Source organism: Vibrio sp. ER1A, assembly GCF_000733315.1.
Lineage (GTDB): Bacteria > Pseudomonadota > Gammaproteobacteria > Enterobacterales > Vibrionaceae > Vibrio > Vibrio mediterranei.
This window is the reverse complement of the sequence record NZ_JPJA01000084.1, coordinates 181,133-197,935: the sequence shown is the minus strand read 5'-3', so window position 1 is coordinate 197,935 and position 16,803 is coordinate 181,133. Positions and strand designations below refer to the sequence as shown.

The following is a 16,803-nucleotide window of genomic DNA, read 5'->3' as shown; positions in this document are numbered from 1 at the left end:
GTAAACGACACAGAAATGACGATAGAGACAATTTGTGTGGTTTACAAACAATAGGCAACATTTTATCGTTTGCGTATATGAAAAAAAACCGCTTCTATCACAGCATTGAGGGGTAAGTCACAACTTAGTGATAAAACTCTAACTATTGCGCTATCCTTTGTAACATAAGGATTTGAGATAATATCGATTGCAATCGATTACATTTATTTAGGTAAATTTACCATGGTTGAACTGCTCAAAAAGTGGCTTAAAAAATACGATGATTGGTGTGCCTCATTAGGACTCACACCAGAGAATAAACGTAGTTGCGTGCCTTACCGAAAAGAGCCAAAAGATGGTGATTGATAGCCATTGCCACCTCGATCTATTGGCAAAGAAAAAAGACATAAACCAAGTACTATTAGAGGCAGCAAAGGCTCAAGTTGCCGCTATCGTTGTACCTGGTATTAATGAGCAAAATTGGCTGGCCATAAATAAGTTAGCCAGTGAGCATGCAATGGTGTATTTCGCTTTAGGGTTTCATCCTTTGTTTCTTGAGGAAGTGGATGATGGCTCTATTGCTCGCCTAGAGCAACGTGTTGCTGAGTTGAAAAACAACCAAAAGTTTGTCGCATTAGGAGAGTGTGGTCTCGACTTCTATCAAGGTAGAGAAAACGAGCTTCTACAAAAATCACTTCTTAGTGAGCAAATTCGTATTGCCAACCAGTACCAACTACCCATTATTCTTCATTGCAGGAAAGCACACCAAGATCTTATTGCCTTATTGAAACAGAACCCTCCTCTATATAGTGGCGTTATTCATGGATTCAGTGGCAGCTACCAACAAGCGATGGATTACGTCAATCTCGGTTTAAAAATAGGTGTCGGTGGTGTCATTACCTACGAAAGAGCGCAAAAAACACGCTCTACTATCACTAATCTTCCACTAGAAAGTTTGTTACTAGAGACGGATGCGCCTGATATGCCTCTTTATGGATATCAAGGTCAGCCTAATGAGCCCAAAATGGTAAACATGGTTCTATCATCGTTAAACATGCTGAGAAGTGAAAATGAGCAAACGGTTACTTCACAGCTACTAAAAAATAGCAAATTGACGTTTAATTTTTGTGACTAAATGTGCTGTTAATTGTGAATTCGAAAACGTTTGCAGAGATGAATTGTGATCATGATCGCAAAATGACGTGTATCTTTTATGTGTTCAAGACGAAAGTGTGAGGGGGGTACTACTTTCTTTTCTGTGGGTTTGTATAATCGCCCCCGCTTTTGAGCTTCAAATTTTGTTACACGCCAAATTATTAAATATAAGGAAGTCATAAACTATGAGCCTGTTTATGAGCCTGGTTGGTATGGTTGTACTGATTCTTATCGCAGTACTTCTATCGGATAACCGCAAAGCTATTAATATCAGAACTGTGGCTGGCGCTTTTGCTATCCAATTTGCACTTGGTGCGTTTGTTCTTTATGTACCTTGGGGTCAAGAGATCCTACGTAGCTTCTCTGACGCTGTATCTAGCGTGATTAACTACGGTAACGACGGTACGTCATTCCTATTCGGTGGTCTTGTTTCTGACAAGATGTTCGAAGTATTCGGCGGCGGCGGTTTCATCTTCGCATTCCGTGTACTACCTACACTGATCTTCTTCTCTGCGCTTATCTCGGTACTTTACTACCTAGGTGTGATGCAGTGGGTTATCAAGATTCTTGGTGGCGGTCTGCAAAAAGCACTAGGTACATCTCGTGCGGAATCTATGTCTGCTGCGGCAAACATCTTCGTAGGTCAAACTGAGGCTCCACTTGTTGTACGTCCTTTCGTGCCTAAGATGACTCAATCTGAGCTATTCGCCGTAATGTGTGGTGGTCTAGCTTCTATCGCTGGTGGTGTACTAGCGGGCTACGCATCAATGGGCGTGCCAATTGAATACCTAGTAGCGGCATCATTCATGGCAGCTCCAGGTGGTCTTCTATTCGCTAAGATCATCAAGCCTGAAACTGATGAGCCTGTTGAGCAGCTTCACAGCATGCAAGCTGAAGGTGAAGACAAGCCAGCTAACGTTATCGACGCAGCAGCGGGCGGTGCATCAGCAGGTCTTCAACTAGCTCTTAACGTAGGTGCAATGCTAATCGCATTCATCGGCCTTATCGCCCTAGTTAACGGTATGCTTGGCGGCATCGGTGGCTGGATCGGTATGCCAGAACTGCGTCTAGAAATGATTCTAGGTTGGATCTTCTCACCACTAGCATTCCTACTAGGTGTGCCATGGTCTGAAGCGACAATCGCTGGTGAGTTCATCGGTATGAAGACTGTTGCGAACGAATTCGTAGCATACGCGAACTTCGCACCATACCTAGGTGACGCAGCACCAGTTGTTCTTTCTGAGAAAACTAAGGCAATCATCTCATTCGCTCTATGTGGTTTTGCGAACCTTTCTTCTATCGCAATCCTTCTAGGTGGTCTGGGTAGCCTTGCGCCTAAGCGTCGTGGTGATATCGCACGCATGGGTGTGAAAGCAGTAATCGCAGGTACGCTATCTAACTTGATGGCAGCAACGATTGCTGGTTTCTGTCTAAGCCTAGCTGGCATGTAATTGCTCGCGTAAAGGTTATTAGTATATAGACGCCGTATTAAATCGCCCCGTAGCAAGAAATTGCTGCGGGGCTTTTTTGGTTTTAGGAGCCAGATAATTCCTAATGAATCGTTACTGGATAAGCGATTCAACGACTGAATGGAAGTTTTTTGAGAAGCAAACCGTTTGCGTTTTAATCAGCTCTACCGTTTTGAACGAGAGTCCTATACTGTATAGGCTACTAAGTAATTCTTTCGTGTTTTCGCGAAGCTTTATGTAGCCAGAGCCAGTTCTCACCAAGATAGGAATCAGGTGATTTTAACGAGCAGGTACTGTGCGGTGACAAGGATAGCAATTGGTATTCAGCTTTAACCTAATAGCTGAACCGAGTCTTCAAGGAACCAAGTCCGTTCATTTATTGCTGACGAGTTTGTCAGGTAATTAATTGAATATATTGACCGGAGATAGAAATGAGCGATTTAAAAGCAGCAGCTCTACGTGCACTAAAACTTATGGATCTAACCACGCTAAATGATGACGACACTAATGAAAAAGTGATCGCACTATGTCATGACGCAAAATCGCCAGTGGGTAACACGGCGGCGATCTGTATTTATCCTCGCTTTATTCCTATTGCAAAGAAAACGCTACGCGAACAAGGTACACCAGAAGTACGTATCGCAACTGTGACTAACTTCCCTCACGGTAACGATGACATTGAAATTGCGGTAGCTGAGACTAAAGCAGCTGTTGCATACGGTGCAGACGAAGTGGACGTTGTATTCCCATACCGCGTACTGATGGCAGGCAACGAAGAAGTAGGCTTCGAACTTGTTAAGCAATGTAAAGAAGCGTGTGGTGATATCCTTCTAAAAGTGATCATCGAAACTGGTGAGCTTAAAGAAGAAGCGCTTATCAAGAAAGCTTCAGAAATCTGTATCAAAGCAGGCGCGGATTTTATCAAAACATCAACAGGTAAAGTGCCAGTTAACGCTACTCCTGAGTACGCGCGCATGATGTTAGAAGTGATTCGCGATATGGGCGTTGCAGAGAAAGTTGGCTTCAAGCCAGCAGGTGGCGTTCGTACAGCGGAAGATGCTGCTGCTTATCTAGCAATGGCTGATGACATTCTAGGTGCAGATTGGGCAGACAACATGCACTACCGCTTTGGTGCCTCTAGCCTTCTAACTAATCTCCTGAATACATTAGAAGTAACAGACGAAACTGCAGATCCATCTGCATATTAATCTGAATCTTTTTGTTGGTGGCTGATTTCCAGCCACCACTATTCCCTCTATCCCTACAACCCAAGCTTAGACTGGGGAGGTACTAATGTATTTACCACAAGAAATTATTCGTAAAAAACGTGATGGCCAAGAGCTAACTGCTGAAGAAATTAACTTCTTTATCCAAGGTGTTGCCAAGGACACCGTATCTGAAGGCCAGATTGCTGCCTTTGCAATGACCATCTTTTTTAATGAAATGACTATGCCAGAGCGTATTGCTCTCACGTGCGCAATGCGTGATTCTGGCATGGTTATCGATTGGGGCCACATGAACTTTGGTGGCCCGATTGTTGATAAACACTCAACAGGTGGTGTTGGTGATGTAACATCACTGATGCTTGGTCCTATGATTGCTGCATGTGGTGGCTTTGTACCGATGATTTCTGGCCGCGGTCTGGGTCATACAGGTGGCACGCTGGACAAACTAGAATCTATTCCTGGCTATGACATTACGCCAACCAATGACGTGTTTGGTGAAGTGACTAAAGACGCTGGTGTAGCGATTATCGGTCAAACTGGCGATCTTGCGCCGGCTGATAAGCGTGTTTATGCGACTCGTGATATCACTGCAACGGTTGACAATATCTCTCTGATTACTGCGTCTATCTTATCGAAGAAACTGGCGGCAGGTCTTGAATCACTAGTGATGGATGTAAAAGTCGGTTCTGGTGCTTTCATGCCAACTTATGAAGCATCAGAAGAGTTAGCCAACTCTATCGTTGCCGTAGCTAACGGTGCTGGCACTAAGACTACGGCTATCCTTACCGATATGAATCAAGTGCTTGCTTCTTCTGCAGGTAATGCAGTTGAGGTTCGTGAGGCTGTACAATTCTTGACGGGTGAATACCGCAATCCACGTTTGTATGAAGTGACGATGGCACTTTGTAGCGAAATGTTGGTGTTAGCGAAGTTAGCTGAAGACACTGAGCAAGCAGAAGCTAAGCTGAATGAAGTACTTGATAACGGTAAGGCTGCTGAGTGCTTTGGTAAAATGGTCAAAGGTTTAGGCGGCCCTGCAGACTTCGTTGAAAACTACGATAATTATTTAGAGAAAGCAGAAATTATCAAGCCAGTATACGCTGACAATGAAGGTATTGTTTCAGCGATGGATACTCGAGCGATTGGTATGGCTGTAGTTGGCATGGGCGGTGGTCGCCGCGTGGCAACAGATAGCATCGACTACGCGGTAGGCTTTGATCAATTTATTCGATTAGGCGAGACGGCAAGTGCAGACAAGCCACTAGCTGTTATCCATGCGCGTAATGAAGCGCAATGGCAAGAAGCAGCAAATGCATTGAAAGCCGCAATGACAATCGGTGAGCAAGCTTACGTAGAAACGCCTTGTGTGTACCGCCAAATTCGAGCGGAAGATCTCGCATAAGCGTGAGGAGAAATTATGAAACGCGCATTTATTTTAGTATTAGATTCATTTGGTATTGGCGCAGCAGCCGATGCTGAGCAATTTGGTGATGTAGGCTCAGATACACTGGGTCATATTGCAGAACAGTGTGCAAAAGGTTTGGCTGATAACGATCAGCGCAGCGGTGAGCTAAAGCTACCGAATTTGAGCAAGCTCGGCCTAGCCATGGCGCATAAAGAGTCTACAGGTGCTTTGGCACAGGGCCTTCGTGATGACGTCGAAATTGTCGGTGCTTATGGTCACGCAGCAGAGTTATCGTCAGGTAAAGATACTCCGTCTGGTCACTGGGAAATTGCTGGTGTTCCTGTTTTGTTTGATTGGGGCTACTTCACGGATAAGCAAAATAGTTTCCCGAAAGAGCTGACTGACCGCATTCTAGAACGTGCAGGTTTAGATGGCTTTTTAGGTAACTGTCACGCATCAGGGACTCAAGTACTTGATGACCTGGGCGAAGAGCATATGAAGACGGGCAAACCTATCTTCTATACGTCAGCGGATTCAGTTTTCCAGATTGCATGTCATGAAGAAACTTATGGTTTAGATCGTCTGCTTGAGCTTTGCCAAATCGCTCGTGAAGAGCTTGAGGATTACAATATTGGTCGTGTTATCGCGCGTCCATTTATTGGTCCAGGTAAAGGGCAATTTGAGCGCACGGGTAACCGTCGTGACCTTTCTGTTGAACCGCCAGCGCCAACCGTGTTGTCGAAGCTTGTTGAAGAGAAGCAGGGACAAGTGGTATCTATCGGTAAGATTGCTGATATTTACGCGAACTGCGGTATCACTAAGAAAGTGAAAGCCACAGGCATTCCAGCGCTATTTGAAGCAACCAAAGAGCAAATCAAAGAAGCGGGCGACAACACGATCGTTTTCACTAACTTTGTTGATTTTGATTCAGCGTATGGTCACCGTCGTGATGTGGCGGGTTATGCAGCTGCGCTTGAGTACTTCGATTCTCGTATTCACGAAGTAATCGAACTGATGGAAGAAGACGATGTTCTTATTCTGACGGCTGACCATGGTTGTGATCCAACTTGGCCAGGTACTGACCATACACGTGAACACATTCCTGTTATCGTTTATGGTCACAAGGTTCCAGCAGGTTCTTTAGGTCTTCGTGATAGCTTTGCTGATATTGGTCAAAGCCTTGCAAGCTACTTTGGTACATCCTCAATGGATTACGGAAAGAACTTCCTATAATCATTAACGAACAACGCTCAAGTCTCACTTGAGCGTTGTACATTTAACATATCTCTAGGCACTAAGTCCTAGGAACAAGCACTGAGAATAAAGGGAAACAGTCATGGCTACTCCTCACATTAATGCGGAAATGGGTGATTTTGCAGACGTAGTATTGATGCCGGGCGATCCACTTCGCGCAAAATACATTGCTGATACGTTTTTGGATGATGCAGTACAAGTGTGTGACGTACGTAATATGTATGGCTATACAGGCACTTACAAAGGTCGTCGTATCTCTGTAATGGGTCACGGTATGGGTATTCCATCATGCTCTATTTACGTTACTGAACTGATCAAAGATTTTGGTGTTAAGAAGATTATCCGTGTAGGTAGTTGCGGTGCGGTTAACGAAGACATCAAAGTGCGCGACGTTGTTATTGGTATGGGCGCATGTACTGATTCTAAAGTGAATCGTATTCGCTTTAAGAACCATGACTTTGCGGCGATTGCTGACTACAACATGGTGAAGAATGCTGAAGAAGCGGCAAAAGCTCGCGGTATCAACGTAAAGGTGGGTAACCTATTCTCTGCTGAGCTGTTCTACACTCCTGATCCTGAAATGTTCGATGTAATGGACAAATATGGCATTGTTGGTGTTGAGATGGAAGCGGCAGGCATCTACGGTGTTGCAGCAGAATACGGTGCAAAAGCACTGGCTATCTGTACCGTATCTGACCATATCAAGACTGGTGAGCAAACGACCTCTGATGAGCGTGCAACCACATTTAATGAAATGATGGAGATTGCTCTAGATTCTGTTTTGCTAGGTGACGCAGAATAAGCAAGACGCTTAATAACGTATATAAAAAAGCCTCGCTTGTGCGAGGCTTTATTGTATCTGGGAATGGCTTATGCTTTCAAAAGGCACACGAACATTCTATTGCTTGAGCAGTAAATTCTCGCCTTTGGTTTTCGGTTGTTTTCTAAGGATGACCATCAGTAGCACACCAGAGATAAAACTCATCATGATCATCATATACATAAAGCGATCACTCTTGCGGTAGTGATGATCGGAAATTGCGGTTACCTTGCCAGTTTCAAAGGTGATTCGAACAAAACCTATGATGGTATGATCGTTGATGATCGGCTCGACTAGCTGTTGGCGGCCAATGCTGGCAGTTGAGAGTGGGGTATCGAGCCCTAGGACTTCTCGCGCCGTTTTTGCGTCTGTACTAGCGGCGATTTTTACCCCTTCAGAATCATAAACGGTTGCATCTAGCACCAGACGTTCTTGTGCTAACTGGTTGGTCAGAGCGCCTAAACGCTCTTGGTCTTGATCAATCAGCATCTGTCTAGCAGAGAGTGAGGCCTGAGAAATCAGAACTTTAGAAAGCACTTCTAACTGATTCGCTTGAATGCGCTCGTTACCTTTACTGATAACAAAGCTATTAGTCGTGATGAAGAACACCATAGCAGCGATTAAGCAAAGCGCTACTAACCTCAAAAAGTTGCGAAACGAAAACAGCGAACCGTCCATATAAGTTTAAAAGTACTATGAAATTACTGATTGGTTCATATTGATACTTGCACAACCAAATTGCAATAGGTTAACGTTTTAGGAGCTTTTTAAAGGAAGGATTAGCCATGGACGCTGTAAAGCCGTTAGCGATTACCAAACGTATTCCATTGAAGGAACGTTTCCCTGAGACACTCACGTCTCATCAACTGGAGAAAAATAAAGCCAGTTGGATTATGTATTCTCATTATTTGTCTCCTGATATTTTCAATGATATGGATTTCTATATCGGTGAAACCAGCCGAATTCTCGACATTTGGCAGGTTGGGCAATATGAAGTGGCACTGATGGATGGCCAGTTAACCGCCGACCATAAAGTGATTCTGAATGAGCTCAAAGTGGATTGCGCAGCGCTGTATGATGTTCCCGACCTCAATAAGCCGGGTGTGATTGTCTTGGATATGGACTCGACCGCCATTCAGATTGAGTGTATTGACGAGATCGCCAAACTTGCTGGAGTAGGCGAGCAGGTTGCAGAAGTAACAGAGCGAGCGATGCAAGGAGAGTTGGATTTTGAGGCGAGTTTGCGCCAACGTGTTGCAACATTAAAAGATGCAGATGAAGCGATTCTTGAGAGCGTTCGTTCACAGTTGCCATTAATGCCAGAGTTAGAAGAAATGCTAAAAACTCTTCAGTCTTATGGCTGGAAAACGGCGATTGCGTCTGGTGGATTTACCTATTTTTCTGATTTCTTAAAGCAGAAATTAAATTTGGATTTTGCTCAATCAAATACGTTGGCGATTGAAAATGGCAAACTGACTGGCGAAGTGCTTGGGGATGTCGTCTCAGCACAAACTAAAGCAGACATCTTGCTAGAGTTAGCTGAAGAGTATGATGTGGAGCCGCATAACACCATTGCCGTGGGCGATGGCGCTAATGATTTGGTGATGATGGCGGCGGCTGGTTTAGGTATTGCGTATCACGCAAAACCAAAAGTTGAAGCTCAGGCGCAGGTAGCCATTAACCATGCCGGTTTAGGTGGGGTTGTGTGTGTGCTGTCAGGGTTACTCGCAAGACAAAAACGAATCAACTGGTAAGTGAAAGATAACAAAGGGCGCATTGAGCGCCCTTTGTTTTATGGATGAAGCTTAATGATTTAGCTCTAAGCGAATTAATACTTCTTCTGTAATGTCGATAAGCTCGCAATAGCCGCAAATTGATGTCATCTCATTTTCTAAGTTGCGAGCGTGGCTCAAACTCAACGAAAGCAGTTCATTGATGTCTTTCTTCATCAAGGTTGTCAAAGCATCATACACCGGACCAGAGGAAATTCTTAACACGTAGAGTTCGCCCATACTTAGCGCATCTTTAATGAACTTAATCCGGCTTTGGGTGGACTCAAAGTCTTCGCGTAATTTGGTATGAATCGACTGAATACGTTGCCCTAGTTTCAATACTCCAATATACAGTTCGTGATAGACCGGCTTTGCTCCGGGCTTCTTCTTCATCGGTTCTGCAATTAACGTATTGCTGCGTCCTTTAAAAATAGGTTCTAAGGCAAATTTTTGATTGTGGCCAATTCGCTCCAAGAACTGCATATAGCCTGGCAGAGGGAAATTGACGCCAACAGTGCGACTCTTTATTGACGTCCCTCGTTTATCGATATAGATAGGTGTTGAGACCATTTTAGCCAATAAGACGTTATGCAATGATTCCAGTAAAGCGGGACTTGGAAGCAGCTCTTGTTTAGCGATCAGCTTATCTTGGTTGTTATCAATCATGCCATTGAAAAAGGCGATGGTCTTGATGGTTTTGCCGGATTCGACAATCGATAAATGTACGGTTTTGCGATCCTGGGATAACCGAACCACCTCATAGGGGACTCGGTTCAATGGCAATCTGTCGTTATAGCGTTTCAGCTCCAAGTAATCTATCGAGATTAATGCCCCTGTTTTGACAGGCAACGGTTCCAATAACTCTATGCTTGCACCACGTTTAGACAAGTCGAGCGTTTTTCCACGAATAACAGTGTTTTCATCACATTGAACAAACAGCGGCGTGCTGAATTGATATCGCGGTTCTTTTCGTCTGGATTGCGCATCGAAATACAACCCTCTTGGCTGGCTTTCCACTTTTCTTGGGTGTCTAAAGCGATTTAGACTGTTAGCCGGAAGACGAGGTTTTTCTGTAAATAGGTAGTCAGCGGCTGAATTAGCATCACTGATCTCCTGCAGAATACCGAAGTGAGTCAATTTTTCATTACCATTCACGAGATCGCTGTAGTTGTGTGAAATCGTGGTGACGTCTTCTTCGGACAGCTCAAATACGGAGAGACGAAACGCTTTCCAACTATCTCGACGTCCGCCAATATGCCAGAACAATTGACGCTCTTGACGATCCGCCTCTGGCATCATCATGGAATAAAACAGTTTCATCCCCTGATGTTCGTGGGTAAAGGTATAAAGTACGTTGCTACAGCCTTTGATGCCTGCTTTGACCAGTAAATCCATTCTCTCTCGAGAAAACAAAGCCCCCAGCGACTGTTGATTACGCTCATCATGCCAGTAGTGCCAAATGTCTTGGTTATTTTCTGTTAGCAGTGCCACCTTCAATTCATTACCGCTAAAAAACAGCGGTAGGTTACAGGCGTGTTTAAGATAACTGTGTTCGAAACCTCGAGTACGAGCTCGGGTAATCCTATCTTGGTTATCGTGGCGGATTTTTTTTGATTCAGTATTCAGTAGCTTTTCAACCACCATTTCCACCGCATTAGTGCGCGACAATCTTAGTGTTCTTAGATACTTAACCGGGGAGACACCGTGTAGACCATCGACACCGAGTACACGGTATTCGATGGGTTTGGTGATTTCCTTAACTTGACTGGTTTGGGCAAGTTCGTCAAAGCTGACACTAATCACTTGGCCCAAGTCGTAATCAAAGGTACCTGGCACTTTGAATTTGGCACCTGAACTGGAGAGATCGACACTAAGCCCAGTGACTACGTCTCCATTTTCCAATTGAATAGACACTTGAGATTCGAGTTTAAGGCGATTCTCTTTACGCTTCAGGTCGTAACCTAAGTTAATGGCGTCCGCCAGATAAGGACTTTGTGGATCGGTCAACTCGCCCTCATGCGCGGCGCGTTGCTCATCACCAAGATTGCTCAAGGTTTTCTTATTAACTAACGATTCCCATACGCCTTCGGTGTAGCCGCCAAATTTCTTGGTCAGTTTGTGGTAACTATCAAATGCACGGTCATCAAGCCAGTGAGCGAGCCCATTAAGTTGATACTCGTGGCAATTGTTGGTGACTCGACCACGAAGGTCAATACGCTTATGGCAAGGGGCCATAAGGCGATTGAGTTCCATTTTTACCAGGAGTTTTGTCGAGGGAGATTCACCCTCGGTCACTTGACTAAGTACATAATCAAAGTCATCAGCGTGATACGCCGAAATCAAGCGTTCTGCGATGGAAAGTATTTCAGGTTGCTGCATGAGTTTTGTTAAAGTGTCCCTTTGAGATGATGAGTGTCATCAAGAAATAGCACAGCGTGAAGCTATTATATCGGCTACCATGCCGAAAACCTTAATGTTATCTACTGATAAATATAAGGTAATTATCGGATCTATTTTTAGATTCTTGTCGATTCTTGACAAATTTTATCGCCGAACATTTTCGAAAATTAATACATTTCTCAATAAAGGGTGCAATGGATTGCATTTGTTTGAGTAATTATCGTGACGGGTTGAGTTAAAAATGGCAAAAGCGAAAAGAGCTTATGTATGTAATGACTGTGGGGCCGACTTCCCTCGTTGGCAGGGGCAATGTAACGCATGTGGTAGTTGGAATACCATTAGTGAGGTTCGTTTAGCGGCATCACCTCAAGTCGCACGTAATGAACGCTTGACCGGTTATGCAGGTAGTTCCACTGAATCTAGCGTCCAAACCTTATCTGAGATTGACTTACAAGAGGTCCCTCGATTTACCAGTGGTTTTAAAGAACTTGATCGTGTACTTGGTGGTGGGGTGGTCCCTGGGGCAGCTATCCTCATTGGTGGTAACCCAGGGGCAGGTAAATCGACATTGCTTTTACAAGCAATGTGCTGGTTATCGTCGCAAATGCCAACCCTTTACGTAACGGGTGAAGAATCCTTGCAGCAGGTTGCCATGCGAGCGTCTCGTTTAGGCTTGCCAAAAGAGCACCTAAAAATGCTGTCTGAAACCAACGTTGATCGTATTTGCCAAGTGGCAGAGAAGGAACAACCGAAGCTGATGGTTATCGACTCCATCCAAGTTATGCATGTGGCTGATGTTCAATCGTCGCCAGGCAGTGTGGCTCAGGTAAGAGAGTCGGCAACCGCATTAACTCGATATGCTAAACAGAATAACGTTGCTATCTTCATTGTTGGTCACGTGACTAAAGATGGAACGTTGGCAGGTCCTAAGGTTCTTGAACATATTATTGACTGTTCGGTGTTGCTCGACGGTGGAACGGACAGCCGATTTAGAACATTACGTAGCCACAAAAACCGTTTTGGTGCGGTTAATGAGCTAGGCGTATTCGCCATGACGGGACAAGGTTTGAAGGAAGTGAGTAACCCTTCGGCGATTTTCCTCTCTCGTGGTGAAGAAGAAACATCAGGCAGCTCGGTTATGGTTGTGTGGGAAGGTACGCGTCCACTATTGGTTGAGATTCAAGCACTGGTAGATTATAGCCAGCTAGCAAACCCACGCCGAGTTGCAGTTGGCTTAGAGCAAAATCGCTTGTCTTTATTGCTTGCTGTTTTGCATAAACATGGCGGTCTGCAAATGGCTGATCAAGATGTATTTGTGAATGTGGTTGGTGGTGTCAAAGTGACCGAAACCAGTGCTGACCTTGCCTTGGTGATGGCCTTGCTTTCAAGCTTTAGAGACCGTCCACTACCTAAAGATGTCGTCGTGTTTGGTGAAGTTGGGCTGGCGGGTGAAATTCGTCCGGTTCCAAGTGGTCAAGAGCGATTAATGGAAGCGTTTAAGCACGGTTTCAAAAAAGCCATTGTACCTGCGGCAAATATGCCAAAAGGCGGTATTGAAGGTATGCAAATCCACGGAGTTAAGAAGCTATCTGAAGCGATTTCTGCTTTCGATGAACTTTAATGATGGTTTTTGTGAAAAATTAGGTAGAATGTCGCCAACAAAATGTATGATTTTACGAAATGACATCGAAAAATCACGAAGAGCAGCTAAAATTAACTGCGAACTAACAACAGTAGCCAACACGGATGAAGCTAGGTGTAACAAGCGTTTAGAGGCAGTTTTGCTCTATTTGGCACCTTAATACGCCGCGAAGGCATAACTTTTTTTTAATACGAATGCACGCAAAGCTATCCGTCTTGACAGATTGTGATATACTCTGCGCGCATTTTATATCCTATTAACAGAGTAAAACGATGACTGATTTATCAAAATACAGAAATATTGGTATTTTCGCGCACGTTGATGCGGGTAAAACCACAACAACTGAGCGTATCCTAAAACTGACTGGCCAAATCCATAAGACTGGTGAAGTTCATGATGGTGAATCAACTACTGACTTCATGGAGCAGGAAGCTGAGCGTGGTATTACTATCCAATCAGCGGCAGTTAGCTGTTTCTGGAACGATCACCGTCTAAACGTTATCGATACTCCTGGACACGTTGACTTTACAGTTGAAGTATATCGTTCTCTGAAAGTACTAGATGGTGGTATCGGTGTATTCTGTGGTTCTGGTGGTGTTGAGCCTCAGTCAGAAACTAACTGGCGCTATGCGAACGAATCAGAAGTATCTCGTATCATCTTCGTTAACAAACTTGACCGTATGGGTGCAGACTTCTTCAACGTAGTTGATCAAGTTAAGAACGTTCTTGCTGCAAACCCACTAATAATGGTTCTTCCAATCGGTCGTGAAGACGACTTCGTTGGTGTTGTAGACCTACTAAGCCGTAAAGCATACGTATGGGATGACTCTGGTCTTCCAGAAAACTACGAAGTTAAAGACGTTCCAGCTGACATGGTTGACGACGTTGAAGCTTACCGTGAAGAGCTTATCGAAACTGCTGTTGAGCAAGACGATGACCTAATGGAAGCGTACATGGAAGGTGAAGAGCCTTCAATCGAAGACATCAAGCGTTGTATCCGTAAAGGTACTCGTGACCTAGCATTCTTCCCAACATTCTGTGGTTCTGCATTTAAGAACAAGGGTGTTCAGCTAGTTCTTGACGCGGTTGTTGACTACCTACCAGCTCCAACTGAAGTAGAACCTCAGCCTCTAACTGATCCAGAAACTGGTGAACCAACTGGCGAAGTTGCAACTGTATCTGCTGATGAGCCACTACGTGCTCTAGCATTTAAGATCATGGACGACCGTTTCGGTGCTCTAACGTTTATCCGTATCTACTCAGGTGTAATGAACAAGGGTGACACAATCCTTAACTCTGCAACTGGTAAAACTGAGCGTATCGGCCGTATGGTTGAGATGCAAGCAGACGAGCGTAACGAACTAACTACTGCGCAAGCTGGTGACATCATCGCTGTTGTTGGTATGAAGAACGTTCAGACTGGTCACACTTTATGTGATCCTAAGCACGAGTGTACTCTTGAGCCAATGATCTTCCCTGAACCAGTAATCTCTATTGCTGTTTCTCCTAAGGACAAAGGTTCTACAGAGAAAATGGGTATCGCGATCGGTAAGATGGTTGCAGAAGATCCATCGTTCCAGGTTGAGACTGACGAAGATTCAGGTGAAACTATCCTGAAAGGTATGGGTGAACTTCACCTAGACATCAAAGTAGACATCCTTAAGCGTACTTACGGTGTTGAGCTTGAAGTAGGTCAACCACAGGTTGCTTACCGTGAAACTATCACTCAAGCAGTTGAAGATAGCTACACGCACAAGAAACAGTCTGGTGGTTCAGGTCAGTTCGGTAAGATTGACTACCGTATCAAACCAGGTGAGCCAAACTCTGGCTTCACGTTCTCTTCAACAGTTGTTGGTGGTAACGTACCTAAAGAATTCTGGCCTGCAGTTGAGAAAGGTTTTGCATCTATGATGGAAAACGGTGTTCTTGCTGGCTTCCCAACGCTAGACGTTGAAGTTGAACTATTCGACGGTGGCTTCCACGCAGTTGACTCGTCTGCAATCGCATTCGAAATCGCAGCGAAAGGTGCATTCCGTCAATCTATGCCAAAAGCTGGTGCTCAACTTCTAGAGCCAATCATGCACGTTGACGTATTCTCTCCAGAAGATAACGTTGGTGATGTAATCGGTGACCTTAACCGTCGTCGTGGCATGATCAAAGACCAACAAGCTGGTGCTACTGGTGTTCGTATTAAAGCTGACGTACCTCTATCTGAGATGTTCGGCTACATCGGTCACCTACGTACAATCACTTCTGGTCGTGGTCAGTTCTCTATGGAGTTCTCACACTACAATGCATGTCCAGCAAACGTTGCTGAAGAAGTTATTGCTAAAGCGAAAGAAGAGAAGAAGTAATTCGTCTTTTCCTTTGAATAAAAAACCCGCCTTATGGCGGGTTTTTTATTGCCTTTATAGCGGCCTGAGTACGTAATCGGTGTCGATAATATCTAAATGAGACATATCGCACTGCTTAAAGTCGGCGACTTCTTGCTGTAGCCATTGAATAAAGATTTTGAGTTTAGGTCGATTGAAGTAATGCTCTGGAGCACACAGGTAATAGGCAAACTTAGGCTTGAGTGCGTAATTGCCGATTCGCACTAGGGTTCCTTCTTTGATATAGCGATAGGCTAGGCTGTGTTTGATAAGCCCAACGCCTTGAACAGACAGTGCGCCTTCGACAACGAAGTGCGAGCCGTTATATTGTAGCGTTCGATTGCCTACAGGTGCACCGACATGTTGTAGCCACAAGTTCCAATCCATATCCGGCCAAGTATCTTCAATCAGGTCGGCTCGATGCAAATCTTGAACATCATAAATCTGGTGTTGCTGTTGGTACAGCGGGTGGCACACAGGGTAGATAATATCTTCCATGAGTAAGTGGCTTTGCACGCCCTCATAGATACCTTCACCATAACGTAGACAAATATCAACGGATTGATCCTGAAAAGAGACCAATTGGTTATTAGGCTCGATCAAAAGCGCAATATCAGGGTTTTGCTGACGAAAGCTTTGTATTCTCGGCACCAACCAGTGCTGAGCAAATGATGGCAATGTCGAGATGGACAAACGATTGGGGTTAGGATCTTGGTTGACACTCTGAACTCCGGTGAATATATGTTCAAAGCCCTTAGCAAGTTCTCTATATAGTTGTTGGCCCTCTGGCGTTAATAACACTTTCCTGTGCTGCCGATAAAACAAATGACAACCTAGGCTCTCTTCCAACTGTCGAATTTGTTGACTTACCGCAGCCGCTGAAACAAACAGACGATTGGCGGCCACCTTAAAGCTGCCTAGTTCAGCCGCTTTATAGAAATAGTAAAGTCCTTGAAGGGGAGGCAGTTTTTCTTTCACTTAAGTTTTCCTTAACTCAAAGTCAAAATAGATCGTTTGTCACATATTGATGTTTTGCATAAAAATTATACAAAACATAGGGGGATAGGCAATGGATAAAACAATCAACTCCGATCAATATGTACAAGATAGAGCGGTGAAAGGTTCGTTGACTAAGTTAATCTTAACTTACGTCAGGCAATGGCGTCAGAATCAACGTACTAGAAAAGTGTTATCGGAAATGCCAGATCATTTGTTAGAAGACATTGGAGTGACTAGAGAACAGGCCAATCGAGAAAGTCGAAGACCATTTTGGCAATACAAATAAAAAAGGCGACTAACGTCGCCTTTA

Annotated in this window: 14 protein-coding genes; 11 read left to right on the top strand and 3 right to left on the bottom strand. The window is 44.4% G+C overall.

The genetic code is table 11. The annotated features are described in order from the left end of the window. The first annotated feature begins 222 nt into the window (after positions 1 to 222). The 7 genes from HW45_RS29535 to deoD all read left to right on the top strand — a co-directional run bounded on the left by HW45_RS29535 (position 223) and on the right by deoD (position 7,290). Positions 223 to 345 carry a DUF5363 family protein gene (locus HW45_RS29535; RefSeq protein ID WP_006071986.1) on the top strand — a complete coding sequence of 41 codons (123 nt, stop codon included), beginning with the start codon at positions 223 to 225 and terminating at the stop codon, positions 343 to 345. Then, on the top strand, positions 335 to 1,114 hold the full coding sequence (locus HW45_RS05785) for a TatD family hydrolase (protein WP_038225476.1): 780 nt from the start codon (positions 335 to 337) through the stop codon (positions 1,112 to 1,114). The genes HW45_RS29535 and HW45_RS05785 overlap by 11 nt, the downstream gene beginning before the upstream one ends. Positions 1,115 to 1,319: 205 nt before the next feature. Continuing rightward, positions 1,320 to 2,585 (top strand): NupC/NupG family nucleoside CNT transporter, encoded by a 1,266-nt coding sequence (locus HW45_RS05780; RefSeq protein ID WP_006071982.1) that lies wholly within the window; start codon positions 1,320 to 1,322, stop codon positions 2,583 to 2,585. Between the two features lie 449 nt (positions 2,586 to 3,034). Continuing rightward, positions 3,035 to 3,811, top strand: a complete 777-nt coding sequence (gene deoC / locus HW45_RS05775; RefSeq protein ID WP_038225475.1) for a deoxyribose-phosphate aldolase — start codon at positions 3,035 to 3,037, stop codon at positions 3,809 to 3,811. Between the two features lie 85 nt (positions 3,812 to 3,896). After that, a complete protein-coding gene (gene deoA, locus HW45_RS29270; RefSeq protein ID WP_038225474.1) occupies positions 3,897 to 5,231 on the top strand; it encodes a thymidine phosphorylase in 1,335 nt (444 codons plus the stop codon). 15 nt (positions 5,232 to 5,246) lie between these two features. Beyond that, on the top strand, positions 5,247 to 6,467 hold the full coding sequence (locus HW45_RS29265; protein WP_038225473.1) for a phosphopentomutase: 1,221 nt from the start codon (positions 5,247 to 5,249) through the stop codon (positions 6,465 to 6,467). A gap of 103 nt (positions 6,468 to 6,570) precedes the next feature. Next, entirely contained in the window at positions 6,571 to 7,290 is a 720-nt protein-coding gene (gene deoD, locus HW45_RS05760) for a purine-nucleoside phosphorylase (RefSeq protein WP_006071974.1), read from the top strand. Positions 7,291 to 7,386: 96 nt separating this feature from the next. Here the strand turns inward: deoD and HW45_RS05755 are convergent, their stop codons facing one another. Beyond that, the gene (locus HW45_RS05755) at positions 7,387 to 7,986 is read right to left on the bottom strand and encodes a YtjB family periplasmic protein (RefSeq protein ID WP_038225472.1); all 600 of its coding nucleotides are present in this window, start codon (positions 7,984 to 7,986) and stop codon (positions 7,387 to 7,389) included. 107 nt (positions 7,987 to 8,093) lie between these two features. On the opposite strand from HW45_RS05755, the gene serB reads away from it, so the two are divergent. After that, positions 8,094 to 9,062 carry a phosphoserine phosphatase gene (serB, locus tag HW45_RS05750; RefSeq protein WP_038225471.1) on the top strand — a complete coding sequence of 323 codons (969 nt, stop codon included), beginning with the start codon at positions 8,094 to 8,096 and terminating at the stop codon, positions 9,060 to 9,062. A gap of 51 nt (positions 9,063 to 9,113) precedes the next feature. On the opposite strand, the gene HW45_RS05745 is transcribed toward serB, so the two are convergent. Further along, positions 9,114 to 11,459: a PilZ domain-containing protein gene (locus HW45_RS05745; RefSeq protein WP_038225470.1), complete on the bottom strand. Its 2,346-nt coding sequence runs from the start codon at positions 11,457 to 11,459 to the stop codon at positions 9,114 to 9,116. Positions 11,460 to 11,721: 262 nt separating this feature from the next. Between HW45_RS05745 and radA the strand changes: the two genes are divergently transcribed. Both radA and fusA read left to right on the top strand, forming a co-directional pair. Continuing rightward, positions 11,722 to 13,101 (top strand): DNA repair protein RadA, encoded by a 1,380-nt coding sequence (gene radA, locus HW45_RS05740; protein ID WP_006071967.1) that lies wholly within the window; start codon positions 11,722 to 11,724, stop codon positions 13,099 to 13,101. Between the two features lie 293 nt (positions 13,102 to 13,394). Further along, on the top strand, positions 13,395 to 15,476 hold the full coding sequence (gene fusA, locus HW45_RS05730; protein WP_038225468.1) for an elongation factor G: 2,082 nt from the start codon (positions 13,395 to 13,397) through the stop codon (positions 15,474 to 15,476). A 54-nt stretch (positions 15,477 to 15,530) separates the two neighbouring features. Here the strand turns inward: fusA and HW45_RS05725 are convergent, their stop codons facing one another. Beyond that, the gene (locus HW45_RS05725; protein WP_006071963.1) at positions 15,531 to 16,472 is read right to left on the bottom strand and encodes a LysR substrate-binding domain-containing protein; all 942 of its coding nucleotides are present in this window, start codon (positions 16,470 to 16,472) and stop codon (positions 15,531 to 15,533) included. Between the two features lie 91 nt (positions 16,473 to 16,563). Between HW45_RS05725 and HW45_RS05720 the strand changes: the two genes are divergently transcribed. Then, positions 16,564 to 16,779: a DUF1127 domain-containing protein gene (locus HW45_RS05720; protein ID WP_006071961.1), complete on the top strand. Its 216-nt coding sequence runs from the start codon at positions 16,564 to 16,566 to the stop codon at positions 16,777 to 16,779. Positions 16,780 to 16,803: the final 24 nt, after the last annotated feature.